The organism is Cohnella abietis, assembly GCF_004295585.1.
GTDB classification, from domain to species: Bacteria; Bacillota; Bacilli; order Paenibacillales; family Paenibacillaceae; genus Cohnella; species Cohnella abietis.
Genome location: NZ_AP019400.1, coordinates 6293757 through 6320343 on the forward strand (window position 1 = coordinate 6293757; position 26587 = coordinate 6320343).

At 38.4% G+C, this 26587-nt stretch carries 20 protein-coding genes and 1 pseudogene; all 21 read right to left on the reverse strand.

The window, feature by feature from the left end; all coding sequences use genetic code 11:
- Positions 1-1006 (reverse strand): annotated as a pseudogene (gene rfbB / locus KCTCHS21_RS27605) (dTDP-glucose 4,6-dehydratase).
- A gap of 7 nt (positions 1007-1013) precedes the next feature.
- A complete protein-coding gene (gene rfbC / locus KCTCHS21_RS27610) occupies positions 1014-1571 on the reverse strand; it encodes a dTDP-4-dehydrorhamnose 3,5-epimerase (protein ID WP_130615438.1) in 558 nt (185 codons plus the stop codon).
- A 14-nt stretch (positions 1572-1585) separates the two neighbouring features.
- The gene (locus KCTCHS21_RS27615) at positions 1586-2329 is read right to left on the reverse strand and encodes a sugar phosphate nucleotidyltransferase (RefSeq protein WP_130615440.1); all 744 of its coding nucleotides are present in this window, start codon (positions 2327-2329) and stop codon (positions 1586-1588) included.
- A gap of 120 nt (positions 2330-2449) precedes the next feature.
- Complete coding sequence (locus KCTCHS21_RS27620) at positions 2450-2944, reverse strand: hypothetical protein (RefSeq protein WP_130615442.1); 495 nt, start codon at positions 2942-2944, stop codon at positions 2450-2452.
- Positions 2945-3053: 109 nt separating this feature from the next.
- The gene (locus tag KCTCHS21_RS27625) at positions 3054-3968 is read right to left on the reverse strand and encodes a glycosyltransferase family 2 protein (protein WP_269472734.1); all 915 of its coding nucleotides are present in this window, start codon (positions 3966-3968) and stop codon (positions 3054-3056) included.
- Between the two features lie 452 nt (positions 3969-4420).
- Positions 4421-5248, reverse strand: coding sequence for a glycosyltransferase family 2 protein (locus KCTCHS21_RS27630; protein ID WP_130615444.1), 828 nt, complete (start codon positions 5246-5248; stop codon positions 4421-4423).
- Positions 5227-6393 carry a glycosyltransferase family 4 protein gene (locus KCTCHS21_RS27635; protein ID WP_157994137.1) on the reverse strand — a complete coding sequence of 389 codons (1167 nt, stop codon included), beginning with the start codon at positions 6391-6393 and terminating at the stop codon, positions 5227-5229. The genes KCTCHS21_RS27630 and KCTCHS21_RS27635 overlap by 22 nt, the downstream gene beginning before the upstream one ends.
- Complete coding sequence (locus KCTCHS21_RS27640) at positions 6377-7288, reverse strand: glycosyltransferase family 2 protein (protein ID WP_130615448.1); 912 nt, start codon at positions 7286-7288, stop codon at positions 6377-6379. Before KCTCHS21_RS27640 ends, KCTCHS21_RS27635 begins: the two co-directional genes overlap by 17 nt.
- A 32-nt stretch (positions 7289-7320) precedes the next feature.
- Positions 7321-8901, reverse strand: coding sequence for a glycosyltransferase family 4 protein (locus KCTCHS21_RS27645; RefSeq protein WP_130615450.1), 1581 nt, complete (start codon positions 8899-8901; stop codon positions 7321-7323).
- Positions 8898-10070 (reverse strand): class I SAM-dependent methyltransferase, encoded by a 1173-nt coding sequence (locus KCTCHS21_RS27650; RefSeq protein ID WP_130615452.1) that lies wholly within the window; start codon positions 10068-10070, stop codon positions 8898-8900. The genes KCTCHS21_RS27645 and KCTCHS21_RS27650 overlap by 4 nt, the downstream gene beginning before the upstream one ends.
- A 13-nt stretch (positions 10071-10083) precedes the next feature.
- The gene (locus KCTCHS21_RS27655) at positions 10084-11385 is read right to left on the reverse strand and encodes an ABC transporter ATP-binding protein (protein WP_130615454.1); all 1302 of its coding nucleotides are present in this window, start codon (positions 11383-11385) and stop codon (positions 10084-10086) included.
- Complete coding sequence (locus KCTCHS21_RS27660; RefSeq protein ID WP_130615456.1) at positions 11385-12164, reverse strand: ABC transporter permease; 780 nt, start codon at positions 12162-12164, stop codon at positions 11385-11387. Before KCTCHS21_RS27660 ends, KCTCHS21_RS27655 begins: the two co-directional genes overlap by 1 nt.
- A gap of 11 nt (positions 12165-12175) precedes the next feature.
- Entirely contained in the window at positions 12176-13105 is a 930-nt protein-coding gene (locus KCTCHS21_RS27665; RefSeq protein WP_130615458.1) for a GDP-L-fucose synthase family protein, read from the reverse strand.
- Complete coding sequence (locus KCTCHS21_RS27670; RefSeq protein WP_145988988.1) at positions 13092-14045, reverse strand: GDP-mannose 4,6-dehydratase; 954 nt, start codon at positions 14043-14045, stop codon at positions 13092-13094. Before KCTCHS21_RS27670 ends, KCTCHS21_RS27665 begins: the two co-directional genes overlap by 14 nt.
- 3 nt (positions 14046-14048) lie before the next feature.
- The gene (gene gmd, locus KCTCHS21_RS27675; protein ID WP_130615463.1) at positions 14049-15023 is read right to left on the reverse strand and encodes a GDP-mannose 4,6-dehydratase; all 975 of its coding nucleotides are present in this window, start codon (positions 15021-15023) and stop codon (positions 14049-14051) included.
- A 39-nt stretch (positions 15024-15062) separates the two neighbouring features.
- The gene (locus KCTCHS21_RS27680; RefSeq protein ID WP_331871491.1) at positions 15063-16121 is read right to left on the reverse strand and encodes a mannose-1-phosphate guanylyltransferase; all 1059 of its coding nucleotides are present in this window, start codon (positions 16119-16121) and stop codon (positions 15063-15065) included.
- Positions 16102-17295, reverse strand: coding sequence for a glycosyltransferase (locus KCTCHS21_RS27685; protein WP_232057986.1), 1194 nt, complete (start codon positions 17293-17295; stop codon positions 16102-16104). The genes KCTCHS21_RS27680 and KCTCHS21_RS27685 overlap by 20 nt, the downstream gene beginning before the upstream one ends.
- A 284-nt stretch (positions 17296-17579) precedes the next feature.
- Positions 17580-19811 (reverse strand): O-antigen ligase family protein, encoded by a 2232-nt coding sequence (locus KCTCHS21_RS27690; RefSeq protein ID WP_130615469.1) that lies wholly within the window; start codon positions 19809-19811, stop codon positions 17580-17582.
- 15 nt (positions 19812-19826) lie between these two features.
- Complete coding sequence (locus KCTCHS21_RS27695) at positions 19827-21347, reverse strand: sugar transferase (RefSeq protein WP_130615471.1); 1521 nt, start codon at positions 21345-21347, stop codon at positions 19827-19829.
- 146 nt (positions 21348-21493) lie between these two features.
- The gene (locus KCTCHS21_RS27700; RefSeq protein ID WP_130615473.1) at positions 21494-23560 is read right to left on the reverse strand and encodes a hypothetical protein; all 2067 of its coding nucleotides are present in this window, start codon (positions 23558-23560) and stop codon (positions 21494-21496) included.
- 116 nt (positions 23561-23676) lie between these two features.
- The gene (locus KCTCHS21_RS27705) at positions 23677-26514 is read right to left on the reverse strand and encodes a hypothetical protein (protein WP_130615475.1); all 2838 of its coding nucleotides are present in this window, start codon (positions 26512-26514) and stop codon (positions 23677-23679) included.
- Positions 26515-26587 lie beyond the last annotated feature (73 nt).

Below are 26587 nucleotides of genomic sequence, written 5' to 3' on the forward strand. Positions count from 1 at the left end.
TTACCCTCCCAGACGTTCGCCATACTGATTCTCATAATACTCCCGAACGAACTTGTTCCATCCATTCTAAGTTGTTCAGGTACCAACGAATCGTTTCACGAATACCTGTTTCGTAATTATATTTTGGAATCCAGCCTAATTCTTCGCGGATTTTCGTTGCATCGATAGCATAACGACGGTCATGTCCCAAGCGATCTTGAACATAACTAATTAGTGTCTCTGGCTTATTCAATTCCTGCAAAATCGTCTTAACAACTTGAAGATTATTGCGCTCATTATTGCCACCTACATTGTACACTTCACCGCTTTGACCCTTTCTAATGACAAGATCAATAGCACTGCAATGGTCTTCTACGTATAACCAATCACGTACATTCAGACCATCTCCATACACAGGAAGGGACTTGTCTGCCAATGCATTCTGTATCATCAGTGGAATAAGCTTCTCCGGAAATTGATAAGGACCATAATTATTCGAACAACGGGTTATATTTACATCAAGCCCGAAGGTTTCATGATAAGCTCGTACAAGCAGATCCGCCCCTGCTTTACTTGCCGAATAAGGGCTATTCGCTTGAAGAGGCGTCTCTTCCGAGAACAAACCTGTATCACCCAATGTTCCATAAACCTCATCCGTGGATACTTGAATAAATTTAGCAACACTATATTGCTTCGTTAAATCCAATAAGGTTTGGGTTCCCATAATATTCGTGCTGACAAATATGCCAGGGTCCAATATACTCCGGTCTACATGGGACTCTGCTGCAAAATTCACAACGACATCAATACCTGCTTCGAACAAAGGCTCCAAGGCAGCACGATCCGTTATATCCGCTTTGACGAAACGATAACGAGGATTAGAATCCACTGATCGCAAATTCTCCAAATTCCCTGCATAGGTCAAAGTATCAACATTAATAACTTCATCCTCGGGGTGCTCCTGCAAAATATAATGAACAAAGTTACTTCCTATGAAACCTGCTCCGCCGGTAACGAGTAATTTCATATCTTTTTCACCCTTTATTTACGAAATTAATCTCTGCATCAGCTAGCAACGGATGTTTTGAATCTTTATCTGAAAGAATAGGTTGCTCAACAGGCCAACTGATACCAATAGCTGGATCATTCCAAGCAATACCTCGATCATGCTCGGCTGAGTATAAGCCATCTACTTTATAAAGAACTTCTGTGTTGGGTAGAATAGTACAGAAGCCATGAGCAAAGCCTTGAGGTATAAATAGCTGACGTTTGTTTTCAGCAGTCAGTTCAAACCCTTCCCATTGCCCGAAAGTTGGTGAGCCTTCCCTAATATCTACTACAACGTCATAAATAGCACCGGTAGTAACCCTCACAAGCTTGCTTTGACCCTTTGGTAGCAATTGATAATGAAGCCCACGTAGAACTCCCTTATGCTTAGATAAAGAATGATTGTCTTGGAGAAAGCTCACGGTAATCCCTAATGAAGCGAAACGATCTGCATGATAGCTTTCCATAAAGAATCCCCGATTATCTTCAAATACAACTGGTTCAATCAGTTTTACACCTGCTAGTTTTCCTTCTACAATTTTCATTTTATTTAATCACCTTACAATTTTAATTTTCCAAACTCTTCCCCGAAGATAACATCCTGCGCCATTTCATTCGCTCTCATAAGCGATCCATAAGTGCCTGCATCAGTCCACCAGCCATTGAGCTCGTCGTAAGTAAGCGTCCCCGCTTTGATATATGCATTATTCACATCGGTAATCTCAAGCTCTCCCCGATTAGAGGGCTCAAGCGTTCTCACGATTTCAAACACTTCAGCATCGTACATGTATATTCCTGTTACCGCATAGTTGCTCTTAGGTTGCTGCGGTTTCTCCTCGATGGAGATGATATGATGTCCTAAAATCTCAGGAACGCCGTACCGATTCGGATCAGGAACTTCCTGTATCAATATTTTAGCTCCTCTTTTTTGTTTACGAAAATTATCGACATAAGAAGCAATACTATCTGCGAACACATTATCACCAAGTATTACGACCATAGAATCGTTCCCAACAAATTGCTCTGCTAATCCAAGTGCCTGTGCAATACCGCCTGCTTCATCCTGCACCTTATATGTGAAAGAGAGACCGAAATCTTTGCCGCTACCAAGAAGATTTACTACATCCCCCATGTGATCCTTGCCTGTTACGATAAGAATATCTTTAATTGAGGCTTCTTTGAGCTTCGCAATTCCATGAAATATCATCGGATACTTTCCAACAGGAAGCAGATGCTTGTTCGTTACTTTAGTTAAAGGGAACAGCCTCGACCCTGTGCCGCCTGCTAAAATAATTCCTTTCACGCTGATTCACTCCCTAATTAATGGTGTCGAATAATTTATCGGCTATATATAGTACGGAATGTAGTCATAAAAAATAACTGCCAAGCGTCCTCTGGCAGTTATTAATGACATTTAAATAAATTATGGCTCTTGCAATTTGTATGCTCCACGAACAAGTACAATCAGTCCCCTTGTCTGCTTAGGGTCTGCTTCAACGCCTCTTGCGCCCCTCGGGTTAAGTATGAGGTGATTGTTCGCGATTGGCTTACCAGGCTTAATATCGATCCCATCCGTCATATCAGATAGACCATTGACATCTGAGCTATATGCAATTGCTTTCCCTGTACGTACTATAATTTCCCCACCATCTGCTACAATTAGTTTTGTCCCCAATGGTAGTGTTACTGTCTCAATCTTCGAAGAGCCTCCGCTGCCAATTGTCCCGACTTTCTCTAGCTCCTGTTGAACTAATTTAGCAACTACAGAGTCTACATACCCTTTGGTCACTATCGGATCGTCTACTGATCCAGGGTTAGAGTTGCTGTCAGCAAATGAGGATTGATACCAACCAAAACCTCCAAAAATAATGACTACTACAAATAACATAACCGTAATAACTATTCCTTTTTGTCGCATTCCCATCATTCCTCTACATGATTCGATAGTAGGTTATATTAATCTACATAATAATATAACGACTTTAAGCTAGGAAAGTTTCGCTTCGTACTAGAATAGCTAGCTTGAGTTACCAAAATGATCTTTGCATACTGCATTTCTTGAGCATCTTTCTTGGGATTCTCTTATAAGAAAGTCCTAGACGATATCCTGAATATTTGACCACGGTCTCTGCAGCCCATCTTGGAATCCACATCCATAGCCTTGCAGTCATTAGATGTTTTAGTTGAGTTTTTATTAACCTCACGCCTTCACCTTCGGGCTTGGCATATTGAAATAACCACTCGTTCATTCTCAAAGAAACACCAATATCAAAGTGCCGACGAAATTGTTGCATCAGTGTAAAGTGATGCGAATGAACAACACTTGCTTTCGGAGTATAGACAATTGAGTACCCCTGTAATATACACTTTGCGGCGAAAATCATATCTTCGTTTGAAATAATAGGTTCTGGGAAACCACCCACTTTATCAAAGAAATCTTTGCGCATAGCTGAGCATACATTGGTAAAAAAAAAGGTTTTTATTCCATATCTATTTACGTCCGCCATTGACTTGCGAATGGGCTTCATAGAATAGTTGAATTCTCTTGTCATCCGTTCAATGGGGTCAGCTTCCGGCCTTGCAACCTGCCTACCATAAGCAGCTACCACTTGTGAATCTTCGAAAGGAGCAATTAATTCTTCAATAAAGTGATACCCAGAAGGAAGGGCATCTTGTGTTATATATACAAGTATGTCCCCCTTAGCATGTGAAGCAGCAAAGTTGCGAGTAGCACCATGATCAAAAGAACTACGATCAATGGACAATACAGTAGCACCCAAGCGTTGCGCCACTTCGATGGTATTATCATTTGACATGGAATCCACCACTATGATTTCATTCAGGACAACTGATTGATCAAGTAATCTGGTTAAAAGTCCATTCAGATAAGAGGCAGCATTCAATGTAGGTATTATGACAGAAACCTGTATAGTAAACTCCACCTCTCCTATGCCAATAATCTATAAATCTGTTTCTACTAATAAAATTCGTATGTTCAATTAAACCACCAAAAGGAATCTCGTTATCAGCAATATTCAACCAATATATATTACCTACAGACTTATTTAGTGTCATTAAGCTACCAGTGCGCAATCATATTCAACAGCCCTCAATGGAGCTAGATAACTCTCTGGAGCATTTTTGCAAAGTTTAATGAATACCGAAAGGCTGCAGTGCAAACAACCTGAACACAATAAAGGTTGTAAATAGGTTTTGAACTTTTCTATGGATTCCAAATTTCCTTCTGACTAAATGCAGAAAACTCCCACGTTGAAGGATTATTAACTTCAATATTCCTTAACGCTGATACAGAAGCCACTCTAGACAAAGCAAGGTTTACGGTTTACTCTCTGAAAATAAACAAGGCTTTCCACTATTCTTCACCCCAAAAAAATTAGAATCTATATTTAATATACATATAACTGGCCCAAGCCTTCTCGAGGATTTTTCTCATAACATATGGAGCTTGGATCTGTTTCTCTGCTGCTCGGGATAGACACCAATTCAAAGGCACACGCCCCGTATAATTCTTCAATAACTGGAAGGCTTCATTGAAATGTGTTTCTTTGTTATTGCGTGTTTTCGTTGCTTCATGATCACGAGAGCATGCTGTAAATTCAGACAAATAACCGAATACTCCACTTTTACTGAGTCTCCACCATAAATCATAATCTAAACACATTTGGAGCTCTGCATTTAGACCATTTAACTCATTCCATATCTTTCCTCGGATAAGTGTGGCCGGTTGGCAGATAAAACAGTGATGAGCAAGTCTTTCCACGCTAAAAGGCTCTGTCTCATACGGTTCTATGACTTCATTTAGAACATTCGTAATATATGCCTTTGAGTATACTGCAACATCATTAGGATGACTTTCGAGAAATTGCACCATTTTGGTTAGACCATTCTCCAAGAAGACGTCATCTGCATTTAGCCAACAGATATAATCTGAATTCGGAAGTTTCTTTACCCCTTCGTTAATGGCGGCTGCTTGTCCTTCATCACGTTCGGATCTCCAGTATGTGAGCTGACTTTCATATTTGTGAATAATGGATACAGATTCATCTCGAGAACCAGCATCCATCACTGCTATACGAATGTCTAAGTTAGGTTGGTTAAGAATACTTTGCAAAGCTTCCTCCAGAAATTGTCCCTGGTTAAGGTTAGGGACAATCACTGAAACAGAAGGCTTTCTATGAGTTAACTGTCTGCTCTGTTCCACGAATCTTCCACCATTACCTTTTCATAGATTTCTAGCAATTGATCAGCAGCTTTGTTCCAGGAGAACTTCTCCGCTTGAATCTTAGATAGATCAATAAGACTCTCTCGTAGTCCTGATTCCACGCTCAACCTGCGCATAGCTTGAGTCAGTTCTTGAACCTTATCTGGATCGATATAGATTCCAGCCTCCCCAGCCACTTCTGGCAAGCTGGACGTATTACTAGTAATTATAGGAGCACCGCAACTCATTGCTTCTAATACAGGCAATCCAAACCCCTCGTACCGGGATGGGTATACAAACCCAAAGCAATTAGAGTACAAGACTGATAATTCGTCGTCTGATACATACCCCAGAAACTTCACAAGATCTACTATGCCTAATTCTCTGACTTTATCCTGGATGTGATCTTCCATCCACCCTTTACCGCCGGCAATATATAAGGGTCTTTTTTCTTGATTTTCTGCTACTAGTTGTGCGTATGCTTCTAGTAGCATTCCATAATTCTTCCTTGGCTCTACCGTTCCTACCCCTAGCCAAAAAGTTTCTTCTAATTCAAATTTATTCTTAACCTGCTCAAACACGTCTCCATCAGTAATCCATTTTAAAGTAGGCCGATTCCCAAGATAAATGACCGATACCCTACTCTCCGGATAATAAGGAAAATACTTAAGAAAGGATTGCTTGGAGAAGTTGGAAATCGTGACAATATGGTCGGCATTCAAGCTCGCCGCATAAGCACCTTCGAAACATACTAGCCTATTGGCTTCCGTTGTATACTCTGGACAATCTAAATATCCCATATCATAAATTGTCACGACTTTCTTCGCTTTAATTCCATCGGGGAAGCTAAAATTATTAGAGTGAACAATATCCGGGTTACCGAGCAATTCATCCTTATCTTTCACTTCGCTCCAAATTCTATTTGCCTTATGCCAGGATAAATCCCTGAAGAAACTCTGTACGTTTGGCTGCTCGCTATGATATGCCTCTTTGAAATTAGGATGACGATAACCATAAAACATAGGATATAGAAAATATTCATTTTTCCGATCTCCAAGAATCATATGCGAGGCGACTTGTTTGGAGAAGAAACCACATCCTGCCATGTCCTCCGCAGTCTGACTGACATCAAAGCCGATTTTCATTCCGTTTAGCCTCCCGCTTAGCGACATATGCATGCTTCAACCAAGACATCATTGCTCTAATATCAGTTAACGGAATATGTCTATTATATTTCAAAAAAACCTTCATCGAAGTGAGGACTAATGCCTTTACAAACTTATAATTATCACTAGCATTGGCTCTAGTGTAACCCGATTCTTCTGTTATGACATGCGAAAGGTTATACATCCATTTTTTTGGAGCTTTACGTAATTTCCCCTTAAGCATAACAATAATTTCCTCATGAACAGCCTTGCGGTTTCCAAGAGTTTTATTATCTGAATATAATCGTGACCCCGCTAACTTCTGATTCAAGAAATAAAACGGTTTTTTTGCGCCAATTCGCATCCAATATTCATAATCCATACAGTAATTCAACTCTTTATTCAAGACACCAAATGTATCCACTACTGATTTCCGAAAAAATACAGCCGGTTGACACAGGAAACATACTTCTTTTAATCTTTCATAATCCCATTGCTCTGTATAATAATCTTCCATGTAGAGATCATTTTCATCAATATGATCAGCTTTACCATAAATGACATCAACATCAGGATTCTCTTCGAAAACCTTCAGAACTGATTCTATTGATCCTGGATAGTATACATCGTCTGAATTAAGCCACCCAATAATCTCACCATGAGCAGCCAGTAACCCTTTATTCACAGCATCTGACTGCCCTCCATCCTTGCCGGAGACAAATGACAACCTGTCACCATAACTTTCTAAAATCTCTACCGTCTCATCTTTGCTTCCTCCATCAAAAACAAGATACTCCAATCCTTCTATGTTTTGATTAAATACACTATCCAAGGTCCTTCTTAGAAATATTCCTTGATTGTACGAAGGGGTTACGATTGTAATTTTAGCCTTCACTGTCCTATCAGCTCTTTCTCGTCATATCATTATTAGCCATGAAGTGCCTTAATAACTTCTTGAGTTTGTTTGTTTAATAAATGTATTTTCATGATTTGGACTGCCAATTCTCTTTCATCAGGCATACCTAGATCTTTAGGACAAAACGAGGAATAGAACACAAAGGATATTTCAGAAGCTCCTATTGATAGTTCCTCTTTAATAACGAGTGATTCACCAGCAATAACTTTGTAGCTCTTGCGTTTCCCATTCACAATAACCTTTAGCTTGCCATTACGGTAAGGTACAAATGCTGGAACAACAATCTCCGCATAAAGTATGCTCTTATCTTGTATATCCCCGAAAGATATCAATACATCCTTCCCGGCCCAGTTATCCTGATGTACCCCCGATATATATGTGCCTTTACTGGATTTATTGTTAGCAGCAACTGTAAGAAGGTTCCGATATTGGTTCACCATATTCTCATTACTAAATTGTTTGACCTGTTCATGTCCTCTTTGAATTAGTTTTTCTCTCATGTGATTATCAGTCAGAACAAGATACATTGCTTCTACCATTTCATCTGGCCTTCTAGCGTCAAAATAAAGCGCAGCCTCTCCTCCAACTTCAGGAAGGCTAGTATTTCGACTACAGAGTACTGGTGTACCTGCAGACATAGCTTCTGCTACAGGTATGCCGAAGCCTTCAAATAAGCTAGGGAATATGAGGAATTCAGCCTCACTCATTAGAACAGCAACTTCATTCTCTTTTACATATCCAAAATGATGAACTTTCTCATTAACTCCCATTCGCCTAAGATCATCATAAAACTTGTCTTTTTCATCTAATAGACTTCCTGTTAAAACTAAATATAGGTCTAGTTCCGGGTACTGCCGTAGAAACATCGAGAAGGCCACTAACAGCATATGGTGATTTTTATGATTCCAGTAATTAGCAGGATAATAGGCAAATCTCTTTCCTTTTAATTCTAATCTATTAACAATTTCAGCTGATGTAGAATGATCCGGTTGTAATCTATCCTGAATACTAATATAAATGACTTCAGCCTTGTCACTTGGAAAGTTTAATTTCTCGATAAAGGTGTTACGTGTAAATTGGGAAATGCAAGTAACGTAATCGGCCATTTCTTTAATACCACGATAAAAGGTTCTGCGATGCTCCAATTCTTCGCCCGCAAAAAATTGCGGATAATATTCGTGCTGCATATCGTAAATTAAACTAACTGTTGGAATACCTGGCTCTTTGTAATTTATTGCACTCATTGGACAAAACAAAACATCCACACCCTTGGACTTAAGAAGAGGTAGACGACGTCGGCGAAAGGACCCTATATTTATATTAATATTTAGTAATTTAAATACTTTTCTTATGACTCTCTTGATTAATCTCTTCTTGGAAGCGGCTATTGGTTTAGTCGTTACGCAAACCCTTTGTAAACCGTATTTTTCGTATTGTTCAAAGAAATCATGATTCCAGTCAGCTGTTAACAATAAATACTGTTCATCTTTACGTGTTTGTGCCAATCCCTTGATCAATTCAACAACCAGTTGAAAAGCGCCGCCCATTTCTCCCGTTGTTCTTATTGGAGTAAGATCGATGGCTACCTTCACTTCTTCACCCCACCTGTCTTCTCACTCACAAGAGCTTCCAAAGAGTTTATAGTTTCAAGCCGTGCATGTCGGTCTTGTTCAGATTCCCTAAGTAACCGTTCCAACGTTTGAATTGATTCTAACCGTGCTGCGCGATCCTGTTCAGATTCCCCAAGCATCCGTTCCAACGTTTGAATTGATTCTAGTCGATGAGTTCTGTCCTGCTCAGATACCTTTAGTAAACGCTCCATTATTTGGTTGTTTTTCAGCCGTTCTTCTGCTTCTGCTAGAACTCTCCTATGTTCATTAAACAGATCAAGCATCGCCAATATTAAACGAGTATCTGGCTTAGCCTCCATAAACTCCGTAATTCTATCAGTTTCCAAAGCCTGCAGAGAATTAGCACTAGCCATTACGAACATATCATAAGGAAATAACGGATCTAGAAACTCAATATTTCGTATATCAAGTTGCTTAAGGAGTATCGCTATTGCTTCTTTGCTAAACAAAAAAAGATGCTCCTGATCCTTAAGTTGTATAAGGAACGGATCGTTAGCGTCAAGCATTTCTTGGTAACTCATATGATTGTAGCACGGGGTCTGAATAACCAATAATCCATCGTCTTTTAACACTCTTACTACATGAGACATAGTTTCAACTGGATCTGTGAAGTGTTCCAATACATCCATCATAGCAATCACATCTTTTGCGTCTATACCATCAGATACATCTTCAATTCTAGAATTAATTATTTTTACCCCATGTGTTTTACTTCCGTATTTAGCCACCCAAGGGCTTAATTCAAGACCTTGAGCATCATAACCTACACTTTTCATCATTTGTACAAAAGCACCTGGACCGCTCCCTACCTCTAGCGAGTCTCCGGGCGGCAGTTTATATTTAAGCACAGCTTGAAGCCAGTACAAGCATCTCTCGCCTAAATCCTTACGTGATCGTTGAAATATACTTGGATGTCCGAGGTCATCTGTTTGATGACCCATCCAGTAATTTTTCCCATAGAACGCATCATCATCATTCTCATTTTCTACTTCATAGAAGGAGGTTATTTGACGTGGAGTATTGATAAGAGTAAAACATGACATACACTTTTTATATTTATCATTGAATACTTCAAGCTCCTCATTCCCACACCAGCACTTATTTATTTCAACTTCCTTAATATCTTCCATCTACTTCACCTCTCTATGGTTTATAGCTTTCAATTTTGAATGATGAGTCCATATAAGCGGCTCCATGAAATGTACGCCATATTGGTCTAAGAATTTCCAACGTCATACAACCTTCTACCCAATCATATATCAATTGTGCTGATTCTGTCTGACATTCCGTTACTGCAACCATAACGGTGTATAATCCTTGGAAAAGATTCATCTCTATTTCAAACTCAGCTTTTATTATCTCGCTTTTGGAGGCACTTAGCATCGTCCGATCCAGCATATAGGAGTTCTGTCCAAAAACAACTGTATTATGTCTATCAGAAAACTGGTATGCGAAAGTCAAATTTGGTGTATCCTTTATTACCTCTGCATAGATATTTAAGAAAACCCGATCCCCAGTCTGAGCTGTACGCAGTTCATTTCCTTCGACATCACATATAACAGCGCCGATTATTTTTATATCTCCATTTCCTCTGCGTGAACCTACTGCATGTAGCACATTCCTCTTACTTTCTTCAGGAACTTCAATATACTCATCTAAGGAGTTATTTATCATTTGTCTATTATTTTCGTCAATCTGTTCATTCAATGGGCCTCTCCCCATCGTGTAAAACAAATTGACCATTTCTAGAGGATTTCCTTCATGAGTAATACACCCATCCTCCATGATTATGACCCTATCGCAATATTTTTTAACGGTCTGCATGTCATGGGTGACCAAGATAATAGCAGTTCCATTTGATTTCAGTTGTTGGAGGAAGTCAAAACACTTTTGTTGAAAGAATATATCCCCAACAGACAGCGCTTCGTCGACAATGTATACGTCTGGTTCCAAATTAGCAAATAACGAAAATGCCAATCTTACATACATCCCCGATGAATAGGATTTGACTGATTGGTTTAAGAATTGTTCACTCAATTCCGAGAATTCAATGATTCCATTTAATTTACTCGTAATATATTCGTTAGAGTAACCTAATAGCTTGCCACTAGTATAAATATTTTCTATACCGGTAAGCTCTGGGTGAAAGCCTGTGCCTAATTCTAACAAGGAAACTACATTCCCCTGTGCCATTACGGTGCCGGTTGTAGGCCATAGTGATTTAGACAGCAACTTTAATAAAGTGCTCTTGCCTGCTCCATTATGTCCAATAATTCCGATACACTCACCTTTATCAACAGACAAGCTCACATTTTTCAATGCCCAGAAATCCTCGTGCATTTTAATTTTCCCTGAGGTTATCCATTCAAGTAAGCGATGATGGGACTTTTTATATCTCTTATACTTTTTGGATATACCTTGTAGTTTAACAGCGTGGTGTTCCATCAGATAACATCCCTAATTTCTGCACGTAGTTTTGTATACACGATATATCCCATAAGAAGAGATAACACTGATACACTTATCATTACAATCCAATCATTTCCGTTGGGAAGTGATGAATACACAATAATTTGATGAAATGCGTTTACAAAATAGTAAGCTGGATTATATTTAATTACTTGTGCAAAACCTGAAGGCAAAAAGTCTTCAACATACACTATTGGAGTCATCCACATCCAAATTTGAACAATGCTAAGAAGTAACTGAGAAACATCTCTAAAAAAAACATTAATACTAGCAAACATTAAAGCTAAACCTAGTCCAAAAGCAATAAAAAGCAGGAGTACGATTGGAAGAACTAGCCAGTATATACCAATATGAAATCCTAACACTATTGTTAGCACGAATAGTAATCCCATTGAAATGAACAAATTCAAGCTAGTTGTAATTGCAACCTGTAGCAAGAATACATGTTCTGGAATTGCCAATTTCTTGAGATAGGTTGCGTTCTCTACAAAAGAATTACTTCCTCTATTAATCATTTCAGAGAATGCTAGCCATGGGATAAAACCAGCAGATAAATAAATAGCAAAAGCAACCGATGAATCCATCCCTGGAATCTTAGCAGCCATAACTTGTGAAAAAACGAATGTAAAAAGAAGAATCTGAATCAGAGGCTGCAATATATTCCAATAGGCTCCCAGAGAGGAGCCTGCATAGCGATTCTTCAAGTCAGAAACTGAATTGTTCCATATATATGAGCGATATTTCCAAATACCCAATTAAATCCCACCTAGCTATTGGAAATATACCAATTAATAGTACTTCTTAAACCCTCAGAGAAATCAGTTTTTGCCTTAAAACCAAATTTCTCAGAAGCTTTTGACGTATCCAAGGATCTTCTTGGTTGACCGTCAGGCTTTTCAGTATTCCACAAGATATTGCCATCAAATCCTGTTAGTTCTGCAATTTTCTCCACTAAATCATGTATCGATATTTCAGACCCTGCTCCCAAATTAATAGGGTCACTCTCATTATAGTTTTCTGTAGCTAAAACGATACCCGCTGCAGCGTCTTCAACATACAGAAATTCCCTTGTTGCTTTTCCAGATCCCCAAACCTCGATTGACGATTCTCCTTTCCTCTTTGCATCGATGCATTTCTTAATAAGAGCGGGAATGACATGAGATGTTTCTGGATTAAAATTATCTCTAGGTCCGTACAAATTAACAGGCAATAGGTAGATTGAATTAAATTCGTATTGCTGGCGGTAAGCCTGCGATTGCACTAACATCATCTTTTTAGCCAAACCGTAAGGAGCATTCGTTTCCTCTGGATACCCCCCCCAAATATCATCTTCTTTAAAAGGAACAGGGGTGTATTTGGGGTATGCACATATTGTACCAATAGCTACAAATTTATCCAACCCATATTGTCTTGACTTTTCTATCATTTGTGTTCCCATCATTAGATTATCATAAAAATATTTACCTGGATTTGCACGATTAGCACCAATCCCACCTACAACCGCTGCAAGGTGAATAATTAAATCAGGCTTCATTTCCCTGAACATTAAATCTATCCCGGATTCCGTAATTAGATTATATTTATTACTGCGAGGTATAAACACCTCAGAACATCCCCGTGAATATAGCTCCTCAACCACATGATGACCTAGAAATCCTGCTCCACCAGTAACCACTATCCTTTTATGCTTTAACACGTAGGTTCTCCCTCCAGTACTCTAACAAATCCCCAATTGTTTGTTCAATTTTGTAATTAGGCAGCCACCCAACGTTAGTAACAATCTTCTTATTGTCTCCTACTCTTAGAGCAACGTCGTTTTCTCTTACTTTTGCACTATCAACTTTAATCTCATACTCTTCTATATCTGCAAATCGGAATAACATCTTAACGATTTCACGGATGGATACCGCTTGACCCGAGCAAACATTGTATAATTGCCCAGATACTCCATTATTTAATAGGGCCATATAAGCTTCCACAACATCTCTAACGTCCAGGAAATCTCTTTTAACATCAATATTCCCGGTAACAAGTTGCTTCTTCATTAAACCATCTCGCATTGTCGCTACCTGCTGTGCGAAGCTTGAACATACAAAGTCTGCAGATTGACCTGGTCCAGTATGATTAAAGGGACGTGCAATAATGACATCCGTACCATATGAATAGAAGAATTGCTTGCTTAATAATTCTGAACAAGCCTTCGCTGTTGAATATGGGTTTGCTGGCTCAAGTGCATCTCGCTCGGACAGAACACTCTTTAGTCCTGATCCATAAACATCCGCGGAGCTCACATAGAGCAACCTAGATGCCAATTTTAACTCCCTCATGCTTTCAAGTAAATTTAACGTACCTTTAAAAATGACATCATACGTAATTTCTGGCTTGTCGAATGAGTGAGGGATAAATGCCGGACCAGCAAGATGTATAATATAATTTGGCCTATAGAAACCCAGTATTTTCTTAAGCTTTGATTTTTCTTGTATATCACATACATACTTCTCGGTTACTTGTCCGTTTAATGCGCTAGTTGTTCTCGAAATACCCATAACTTCTATATTGTTCTTTAGAAGCGTTTTTGTCATTTCCGTCCCAACAAAACCACTCGCACCTGTAATTAGTGCTTTCAGAGAAATCACACCTTATCGTATTTCTTTTTCAACTCTAGCTCTATCACTATCTACCATTATCTTCACAAGTTTCTCGAAGGAAGTTTTTCTAGGATTCCAACCTAGTTTGCTTGCTGCCTTCTGAGGGTCACCTATCAACAATTCAACTTCTGCTGCTCTAAAATATTTAGGATCCACAACGACATGATCCTCATAATTCAAGCCTACATATTCAAATGCAATTTTGCAGAAATCTCGAACTGAGTATGTTTCCCCAGTAGCTACAACATAATCGTCACATTTTTCTTGTTGCAGCATAAGCCACATACATTCAACATAATCCTTAGCATAGCCCCAATCTCTCTTAGCATCCAAGTTGCCTAGTCGAAGCTCGTCCTGGACACCACTCTTTATTCTCGCTACCGCATCTGTGATTTTTCTAGTGACAAATTCTATACCCCTTCGCGGAGATTCATGATTAAACAATATGCCAGAACAAGCATACAAATCATAGCTTTCTCTATGATTCACCGTAGTCCAATGTGCATAAAGTTTAGCAACTCCATATGGACTTCTAGGGTAAAATGGAGTAGTTTCCTTTTGTGGAATCTCTACAACTTTACCAAACATTTCGCTACTGCTTGCCTGATAAAACTTAGATTCCGGGCTTGTTTGGCATAATGCCTCGAGCATATTGGTCACTCCCAGGCCCGTGATTTGTCCTGTGAGCAACGGTTGCGACCATGAAGATCCTACGAATGATTGTGCAGCTAAATTATATACTTCATCTGGCTTTGAGACCCGAAATGCATTAATTAACGAACTAACATCAAGTAAATCGCCATCAATAAATTCAATTTCCTTCTTAATGTGTTCAATATTTGTCATTATAGGACTGCTTGTTCTTCTTCTTAGTCCATATACTTTATATCCTTTTTCGAGTAATAACTCCGCCAAGTAAGATCCATCTTGTCCAGTAACCCCTGTAATTAAAGCTTTCTTTGCCATGAACTTTCATTTCCCCCTATTATGTAATCCTCATAATTATCATAAGTATTGATCCATCTTCTGAATTCGCAGTTCCTTAAGTAAAAGCTTCATTTCTTGCGCTTTTTCCTTCGAACAAATTAACGTAACGTCATCGGTGTCAACAACAATTAAGTCTTCAATTCCAAGTGTCGCTACGAGTTTCCCATTATTACTCTCGATAATACATCTTTTTGTATCAATGTTTAATATATTACCTTTAATCACATTACCAAACTCATCCCGCTCGCTTATACGGTCTAATGCAGTCCAACTTCCAACGTCATCCCAGCCAAACTTACACGGGATAACATGAATGTTGTTAGCTTTCTCCATAATCCCGTAATCAATTGACTCCTCTGGCATTCTAAGAAACTCACTGTGAATATCTTCTTGTAATAGTCCAGCATCCATTTTAACCTTAATATCTTGCATTACACGATAAATTTCAGGCATGTATGCTTCAAAGCTGTGTAATATGGTGGCAGATTTCCAAATAAAAATTCCGCTATTCCAATAATAATTCCCAGCATTCAGATAACCTTCTGCGGTAATTACATTAGGCTTCTCCACAAAACAACGTACCTGATGTACTTCCATCCCATTGACGATTTGTACTTCCTTCGAACTTTCAATATAGCCATAACCAGTCTCTGGATAAGAAGGTGAAATACCCAAAGTAACAATACTTCCATCTCGCTCTGCCACTGTTGTTGCAGTTCTTAGAATTTCAACAAACTCACTTTCGTTCTTAATGATATGGTCTGATGGAAGAACAATCATTGTATTATCCGGATAACGCTTCTCAATATATAAAGATGAAAGAGCAATACATGGAGCAGTATTTCTTCCTGATGGCTCTATTATTATATTATCTATGGGAAGATGCGGAATCTGAGCTCTAATTAATTCTGCATAGAGCTCATTAGTTACGACAAATATCTGCTCAATGCTCATTAGCTTCTCTAATCTTGCCACTGCCTGCTGAATCATCGATTTGTTTCCAGATATGTTAAGAAATTGCTTGGGTAAGTTAGTTCGACTTTTCGGCCAGAATCTCTCACCCTTTCCACCTGCCATTATCAGACTCGTTATCATCAACTGAACCTCCAAAATGCATTTGTATGTACTTTAATCTTTTAGCAATCAGTTTCCCTACAGCACTCGGAGAGAAATTACGTTTAATCGTCTGTTCTCCACTTGTCGCAACTTGGTTATAATACGAAGTCTCAGTGGCTAATCTCTTCATATATTGGCTTGCATGCTCTACATCTGGGTCGGCCCATACTTGATAAGCTTGATACGGCCCATAGTCTCTGCCGAGCTCGACTAATTCATAATTTACTAAACATGAATTCTGACTATTCATAAAGTCAGTATTGGCAGACCAATTTGTACCGATTGCCGGTTTGCCTAAGTACATCGCTTCCGCTAGGCCTAATCCAAACCCTTCGCTGCGATGAAGGGAAATGAAGCTGTCAGTACATTGAATTAATGCATTCGTATCGCTTCTACTAAGAGTAGAGGTAATAAGAAAAATATTGTTATATCCAGCAGTCATTTCGTTAATAGACTTCATATCATTTCTATTTGAACTGGCGTTGTTGATCTTAATAACCAATCCAACGTTAAGATTATCTGGTTTGAACGCTAGCTTGAAAGCTTCAATTGAAGCCATCGGGTTTTTGCGCTCCTGAAAGCTGTTCATGTCATACATAGTCAGGAACAAAAAAGGCTGTGTAGGCAAGCTGTAATATAATCTGTCTCGAGGTGTCTCTATTTTCACTTCTATGCCATGAGGGATTCTTATTACTGGTACTGGACTCTTCATAGAGACGGAATTAGCAACAAAAGATGATGGCACCCAAACCTCATTTACAAATTTAAATCCATCCAACCATTCATCCGGAAAGTCTTCCAATTCCCAATGCCAGAAACCAATGTTATATCGACCCTCAAAATTCTTTTGCCCAAAATAGGTATAGGACTCAAACATCTGCTCAGCATTGAGATGCAATATATTGACATTGTGTTGCGGCAAATCAATTTCCTTATGCTTCCACGAAAGATCTGACATTCTAGCGGAATTTGATCCTTTGAAATTAACGATCCCAAATGGAATGTCTGTAGTGTCTAAACACTTGGCAGCAATTCTGCACGACTCTCCAATTCCCATCTCTGCTCTCGCATAACCAATTAGATTAACACCGATTGCTCGTTCAAGTTGATGAGATTTCAAACTGTGATCATTCAAACTATCTAGATTACCAGAATACGCCTTACTAATGATGGTCTGCTTGAGTTTTTTTCGTGCAGATTGGGGGATAACTAGAACTAATAACTTCTTAAATGGAAGAGCAGTTCTATATAAGGCCTTATAAATAAGAGATTTCATCGTTTTTTCACCGCCATGTTTACAAAAGCTTATTTTTGATTTTATTCTTGTAATTATAGCATACAGCTTTTGTTATTTAACTGGGTTAACAATATAGACGAAAACGACACGTTGATATGACACGAACAATTTCATTCTTTGCCTTAGTCCCGCTGTACCTTATCTGCAGCCAATCTAACCGTATCCGTCACCGCAAGCGTTCTTATCAAGAAAACCGTATCCGGAAGATCAAGCAAGGTCTGTTCCCGCCGCTTCATTTCCTCGTATAGATCTACTATTTTCTTTGCAATTATATTAGCATCGACAGAACCCGCAGCATGAAGCTCTTCCCAGCTCTTTAATAACTCTGAAGCAGCTTGATCATAAAGAGATTGCTCGAATGGATATTGTTTTACTCCAGCTAATAGAATATCTATGGCCTTCTTTTGATCACCACTTTGTAATGCAATTACGTAGCCTAGCTCCACTGCTGGACGATAGTAAGGCTCGGCTTTATTTAATTTATTAATGTAGCCTTCCGCAATCTGAAGGTACTTCTTATCTTCTAGTTGTTCATAAGCTTTATAATTCAAAAGTGCTAACTGATACAACAACACGGGATGTCCTGGAGATTTAGATAACCCCTCTTCAATAGGCTTTACTATTTTATTGAAATCTTCGTTATTAACCAACGCACTCTCAGATTGCTTATATTTGTTATTAGCATACAATTGTTTGCCAGAAGGCACAGCAATTACAAGTATTATTGCAAAAGCAATAACGAAGGCCACCCACTTAACCCTTAACATTGCCTTCTTATTTAAGCTTTCTTTTACTGACTGGCGTTGTGTTCCAGCCAGCACACCTAAACAGAGGAATACTAGTACTAGAAACAGAATATAACTCATTTCAAAGTCAATCAGGGAATGAATTAATATCGTAATAGGAACTGTAAAATAGAAAACCCACTTCAGTCTTTCTGACTCATCAGACTTGCGATAGAACCTAATAAAAGCGTAAACAATTGTTGTAATAAAGCCCACATATATTATTATTCCTATAAGACCCACCTCTACGAGCAGCTGTGCAAGATAACCGTGGGTTTGTCCACTCATATAGGAATAAGATTGATGTTGCTCGTATAACGCATCCCACACCCCAGCGCCTCCGCCAATTAATGGAGAGTCCTTCCATATAGCTATTGCATCCTTATACATTGTTAACCGTTCATATACAGAATGAGTCTGAAAATTAACATTCTCTACCCGAGTTCGAATGGCATCTGGAAGGAGTTGAGCTATCCAATCGCTTGTAACCGCAACTGCGCCGATAATAAAGACAGCCAATAAACCAATTGGAACTACTTTATCGGCCCACGCCATCCTTACTTTCCCTACTATATTAGTCACATAAGGGTCAACATATTTTACAATTATATAGACAAGCAAACTCATTACGAAAGATACGCCTATTAAGAAAGCCCATGAAGTAATAGATGGAGATGAGAAAATAGACTTCGTCTGAAACTCTACCTCATCTGCCCTAGCCTGTTGAATTCGTTCAAATACTTTAACGCCTGCTTGTTCCAAATGTGTATAAATTATTAAAGAAAACCCCATTGCAATAACTGAATAGATTATTATCATAATTTGTTGTCTAAGCTTGAACATAAGTAAAGTAACAATAGCGATAATCGGGAGAATGATTATTGCACCGCGAGACAAGGTAAGCAGGAATGATACACATACAGGGACTAGCATAAATCCGTGTAATATTTGCGCTCGCTTGCTAGAGCTTCTTATGATTTCAATCAGAATGGCTATCCATAAAGTCAGGAGTAATGCAGCATATGCATTGGCGTATTGAAAGATGGATGTAATTCGAATTCCATCAATAAAAGATAGCGAATCCAATAGATACGTATTACCGAATAGATTAAGAAATCCGTAAATCACAATCATGTAACCAAATATCAAATACACCTTCGGAAGTTGATTTACTATTCGATTATACTGTGCTAAAAAAGTACCTGCTATGAAGAATACGACTACCATTAAGCTTATAAATACACCAAACATTGCAAGAATAGTTGACTCAGCTCTGAAGCTACTCAATACATAAGTTACACAGAGTAATGAGGCAAGTAGAGCATAGATCATCCTCTGTTCAATCCGGAGCTGCTTTTGATAGAAATGAATGGTAATCCAGATCACAATAGCTGCTGTCAGGAATAGTACATAAAGTATAGGTCTCTCATAGATTATGAATACAGTCCCCTTATGTACACCAAGACCCTGAAATATCCCATTTGTACTAATGCCAAGTAATAATAGAACACCTATCCAGCCCCAAGCAAACCATTCCATTGCACCTATACTATTCTGCCGTTTCTTCACCAGTGACACTCCTCATCAATATGCGCCTGATCCTTTAATAACCGCAGGAATTGTTTTAAATATAATTTTCATTTCAAGTGAAATACTCCATCGTTCTATATAATAGATATCTAAGTCTATCCACTGTTCGAAGTCCAGATCACTTCGACCACTTACCTGCCATAACCCAGTCATACCTGGCAGAACATCCATTCGACGCCAATGATAGTCCGTATATTTCTCAACCTCTTCAGGTAGAGGCGGGCGTGGTCCAATAAGACTCATCTGGCCTTTAAGAACATTCCAGAGCTGAGGCAACTCATCTAAGGAGTATTTCCTAATAAAACGACCAACACGGGTAACTCTTGGATCATTGCGTAGCTTAAAGACAGGCCCCGTCATATCGTTGTCTTTTACAAGCAGTGATTTGTTCAAATCAGCATCATTTTTCATAGATCTAAATTTAATCATTTGAAATGGTAGGCCGTTCTTTCCTACCCGTTGCTGTTTGAAGAATACTGCCCCTTGCGATTCAACTTTAATTAATATAGCCAACAGGAGAAAGAGTGGTGATAGTATCAATAAAAGAAACAAACTCCCACCTATATCTGATAATCGCTTTAGAAAGACATTTAGCCCTCTGAGCGGCGTTTTCACTATTTGTAAACAGGGATACTCAAGATCATTTCGAAAGGCAAAAACTGTGTTCATTCTATCAAACATTTCCGGAATAATACGGATGTCGACATCGTATTTATATATGGTGTGAAGCATGGATTCAATAATATGCTTTTCTGATGGAATTGTAATGTAGATGATATCTACTCTTTTTTGTTGTAAAATACTTTCTAGCTCTGATATTTTCCCAACAATATCTTTACCTAATTTGTGATCATCCAAGTACCCTATAAATTCCTTCTTCACCGGGTTCACTTGAATAACCTTATTAAAAACCTCTAAACCAACTCTTCCAGCGCCCACAATGAGCACATGACTTCTAATTCTCCCCTTTTTATTTAAATGCCTCATAATGATTCGCCTTGTTGCCAACCATAGCAATGATTCAATTAACATCATTATTATAAATAGCACTAAGGTTACCCTTGAGTATAAAAAAGTGGTTTTCAGAAGGAATGTAATTCCTATTGTAATTAAAAACGAGAAGACAATAGAACGAAAATCAAACATATATTCTTCTAAAATGGAGCTCTCTGCTTTACCAGAAAACAACTGATTTTGAACTAGCGTAAATGCATGTAGAATCAACAATATTCCTAAAAACAAAGCATAATCATTAAATACAGGTATTTCTTTTGCCCATACAATAGGATTAAAACGATTTACGTTCTCATAAGTAGGCAGTACCCTTACAGTCATTAATATATAAAAAGTAAGAATAAACCCCAAATATTGTGCTATAAGAGTTGCCCTATGTATTTGTATAGTGAGTTTATCTGTTCGTATTCTCTGCTGAGCAATCGTACCAATATGATTTATTTGTCTTTTGTAGGACATCTGTTTAACTGAATCACCTAAGCCCATACCATATTTCTCCATTTTATATTATTTATATGCTTTATTTTAACATACTTCTACACATAAGGTGTCTAAATACAGAGAAGTTCCTTTATTTATGTCAAAAGGGTTGAGCAGTATACAAGTTCTGCCCAACCCTTTTGATTTAATTTTTGAAACAATTAATTCTACTTGATCATAATAGCGTATATAATTCTAGTTCCAAGTAATTTCCTGTATCCTTGATACTGGTCATAAATATTAATTTTCAATCCATCCATCTGACTGATCTTCAAATTCGGATTATCAATATTCATTTCAGCAACCATAGTCTGCTTCTGCGATCCAAGCAATAAATCCGTCTCAAATTTAAACTCTTTGGTATATGAAGCATCTTTATCTACTACTTCCATGATGATGCTATGTCCATCTGGTACAGATTGATATTCATTCAATTTAGAAAGCTCATATTGAAAATTTATGGTGGCATTTCGATCAAGATCTACTGTCATTGCACCAAAGCTTAACTTATACGGATAAATAGCAAGGTTCTTTAAGCTACCATCGACATTGCCTTGAGCCTGTATCGGTATTTCAAACTCAGAAGCAGCTAAGTAGGTGTTTTCATCAATTAATTCTCCAAGGATAAGCTTCATTGAATTCGTATTTATATACGAAGGTATTCTGGCCGACAATGAAACGATAACTTTACTATTTGGATTAATCTTATCCTTAACCTCTGATATTTTCACCGGGAAATAATTATCATTTTGACCTTTGAAATAAGCAACTAGTTTATTCAGAGCTGCCGCCCTACCATCTTTATTTTCCACTTCCAGCAAAATATTATATAGATAATCATTAGCGCCTTCGTAAGCCTCTAAACTATGAATCTTATAGCCTGATGCTTTACCGCCAGTGTTAAATATCACACTGTCATTGACAGCTACTTTGGAAAAATTCTCAAAGGATACTCTAGGGACAGAATACGTTGTGATTTTTTCCTTAAATGGATCCGTGCCTTCTGTCTTAATTTGATTATTAAGCTCGAGCTTTACTGTAGTGAAAGGAGATGTATACGCAGTTTTAGTATGAATAGCAATTTCTACAGAACCATTAGCTGGTATACCCACACCGCTAGTAATCTGTGTCTTTTTAGTTTTGTCTGCAGCAATAGAAACACCATCCAAGTAATATACGCCCAGGATATCGGGTATAGGTAATACTTCTGGCGTCTTATTAAGAATTGTTACGGTAGATGAAATAATATTCTCATCTTCCCACGGCAGCTGCTTAATTGAATCTAGTCTAACGGCATATTTGTTATTGTTCATTAGAAATCCTTTTTCCGTGCCGAGTGTGACTGGCTTTTCTGCTATTGCAGTCGCTGCAAGCTTTACAGTTGAAGTAAGAACAGGAACCTCTAATTTAGATTGCTCATCGTTAAACACGAGACTTATACTCCCCGTGGTTGCTTTAACCGCTGTTGGAATTACCATTTTCATTTGTAGCTTAACTTTAGCTTTGGGTTGAATTTTCACATCGTCAGTCTTAACTGGTGTGACTTCATAAAGGTAATTATCTGGTGTCATGTAAAAATATTTATATTTCGGAATCGTAACTGATCTATATCCCAGATTTAAATACTCAACATCAAATTCAATTCGTTTTTCTTCTTCAAGTTGATATGTACGGAAATTCGTATAGTTAACACTTAGTTTAGTACCTTCAACGAAAACTTCCTTCGCGTTGTTAATTGGTGAATAAGTTGCTGGCATTTTGATACTACCTAAAATCCTTGTATAATTAGCTACACTAAAATCCCATTTAATGAGTTGAATAATTACGTCGGTATACTTTGTGTTTCTGTTTACTGTGCCTACATAAGTATATTCAGCTGATGTCTTAGGAGAAATCTCGCTCTTATTTACATTTACGTTCGTTAGTTTAACAGGAATAGATGCTCCATTGCTTAGCTTAACTTTAGTCCAATAATCGTAGAACATTATCGGTTTATTCTCGTTGTTTACAATTTCAATAGTAAAAGCTAGCGTCTGTTTATTATTGCTTGGAATTAGTTGAACATTCTTCACGTTGATAGAACTCTTAGTTCCTATCTTAACTTGCCCAATAATAGGTTTATTTACTGTTGTTCCCGCAGCAAATGCTCCCCCAATCGAAATGGAACTCGTTAACACAAACACAATAGCTAGCACTAAGCATAATAATGTCTTACTCTTACGTAGCAACAACATGCTTCTACCTCCTTGAAGATCTATATATATATAACGCTTCTAGGGCGGTAAAAGTTTCTACTAATACAAAAGAAGCCGAACAAAGTTCGGCTTCTTTTGTTAATCGCTTAGGGCAATTATGCTTTAACGATTACTTTGAATTGATGCCACTTACCATTAGTAGTAACAACAGTTACTGTGAAAGTATCTTCAGCAGCAAGAGCAGTACCAGCAGCACCTGCAGGAATTAAGTGACCTTTAGAAATGTTGGAGATATCGATGTTAGCAGCTGAAATAACAGTTGCATTATCCAACTCAACGCCATATTGATCTTCAACTTTAACAATTCCTCTAACAAGAGCTACAACACCAGCTACAGTGTTAACATTAGCTACAGATGCAGATACAACACCGTCTGCTTCTTTAGTACCGTTACCACCACTGTCTTTCAAAGAAACCGTTGTTGCAGATGGAAGAGATTTGGATACTTTTACTGTTACTTGTTGAGTTTCAGAAGCTGCACCTCTAATTAGTACAAGAAGAGATACTTCTACTTCAGATTTGTCACCAAATCCATTAAATGCAGGAGTAACTTTTACTTTACCAGCATTGAACTCAACACCAGTTGTAGTACTCTTAATGGTGTAGTTTTCAGAATTATTAGGGATGGTAACAGTAGATCCATCTTCTAAAGATCCTTTAACAGTTAGAGCTTTTTCGTATTTTGCATCGATTGATTGATAAACAGTGCCAGATACAGTTGGAGTGTAAGACTTGATATCAGCCTTTTCTACAACTTTTTCTGAGAAGTTATAAGCGCTGTTTGCAACATCTTTCCAACCACCATCATTGATTTGCAGTGTAAGAGTAACAGAAGCTGTACCCTTAGCAGCAGCATTTAGAGTAACTGTATCAGTACCATCAACGATGAACTCAGTAGCGTTAGTTTTCGCCAAGCTAACTGCAGATCCCGATGATTGTACTACTGCACGATATTGTCCTGGAGCTGTACCCCAGTTGAAAGAACTAAAATCATTGCCGTATTGATCTTTTACTTTGATGTTGTCTTTAGTGATTGTAGCAGTACCGCCATCTTTCAACAACGCAGTATCAAGATCTTTAGTACCAGAGATAAGGGATGCTACTTTTCCATCAGTTACATTAATTGTAACTTGAGCTACTTTGTTCGTGTGAGTGATAAGTGTAATAATTACTACACCTTTAGTAGCTGGCAAAGTATATTCTAGGTTCGTAACATCTTTAACAATGTCTTTAACAAATGAAACGCCGTTCAAGGCAGAGCCAGTTGCTAACATATCATTATTAGGGTGTTTAATCGCAGCGCCAAATTGATCAACTGCAGTGTAAGGGATGTTAATTTTCGATCCAGCTGGCGCGGATGCAGGTGCAGTCAGCGTCAATGTATCGATTTTAACATTTTCTTTAACTACAATATCAAAGCTATCTTTCGCGCCAGTCGACTTGGAAATGATAGTTACATTTGAAGTACCAGCATTAAGAAGTGTGCTGTTTTTCAATGTAAGAACAACTTGATTTGTGCCATCAACAGGAGCAATAGAGTAAAGTGCAGTGTTGCTGCTAGCAACGTAACCTACTAGATCTGCTTTGCTCGGGTTGGATACTGAAACAATCAGATCGGACAATACTGGTGGTGTAGCAGCTGAGTTACCATTCAGGTAAGTCAGGCTATTAACGGAAGCACCGTATTGATCTTTCAATTCAAGAACTAATCTGAACTCTTCACTGGAACCAGCTACCAGTTCTTTACCATTAGCATTGTAAAGTTTAACGATTTTAACAGACGCAACTTGAGCAGCCGAAGAAACTTCAGCTGTTACAGTAGCAAATGCACTACCAGTGTGTACTAGGCTAACTACTACTTTTTCACCTAAAGTGAAAGGAGTTGTAGCAGAAATTGTTACTGTTCCATTAGCAGCAACCGCTGAACCTTTACCAGCAGTAGCTGAAAGTGGAGTACCGTTAATTTCTTCGTTGTATTGGTTGAATACTTTATAACCAACAGTTACGATTTGGTTATTACCACGGTCAAGAGCAGCTTTTTCATTATTAAAAGTAATTTTAGTTACTTTTTCAGCTTCAACTTTAACAGTACCAGTCAAAGCAGCATCAGTGATTCCTTCAACCTTAACAGTGTACTCAGCAGCAGGAAGGTTCAATGCGAACTCAATTACTGCGGATTTCTTGTCTTCGGAGAAAGTTACGGATTTAGAGTTAACTGTGTTAGCTCCGTTAAGAACAGTGATTTTAGCTTTTGCAGTGTCAACTGTACCATTGAAAGCTACAGTCAATTTTTTAGCAGCAGTAGCAGTTACAGAGCTAATAGCTGTTGCAGCTGTTACTTCAAAGCCTTTAAGGTTAAGGATTTGTCCAAGTGTTTTACCACCGGAACCAGCAACTTCAGTGTGAAGAGCAGCTACTAGAGCAACATAAGTGTCGCCACGTTTAGCAGCAGCTTTCCAGTCAGTACCTTCTGGAAGAATTCCAGCTTTAACTGCCAATTCAGGAACAGAAGCATACTTGTCGCCAGTTGTTTCTACTCCAAGTGCACGCAATACTACAGCTGCGAACTCTTGGTTAGACAACGTACCGTTGAAACCGAATTTTGTAGCGGAAGAACCTTCCAGGTAGTTCTTCTCTTTAGCCCAAGAAAGGTAGCCATCGTAGAAAGTACCTGTTACATCTTTGTAAGTGTGGGATTTCTTAGTTGCTTGAGCTTCTTTCTCTACGTTCAGAAGACGGGAAAGAAGAACTGCAAGATCTTGACGTTTCCAAGTGGAGCCTGACAGAAGATCGCCAGTAGCGGTACCTTTGATAATACCTGCTTCTTGTAAATACTTGCCTGCGCTAGCAGGTGTTTCAGCAGCAGATGCCATGTTGGCAAACAGGCTGATTACTAGTGCGAAAGTTAGTAAAAGGGATAAACTTTTTTTCATAACCTTTTTTTCTCCTCCTCGAGAATGTATCTGTTTTGTTTGTGTGTAAGAATTATAGCTCGAATCTCTCATT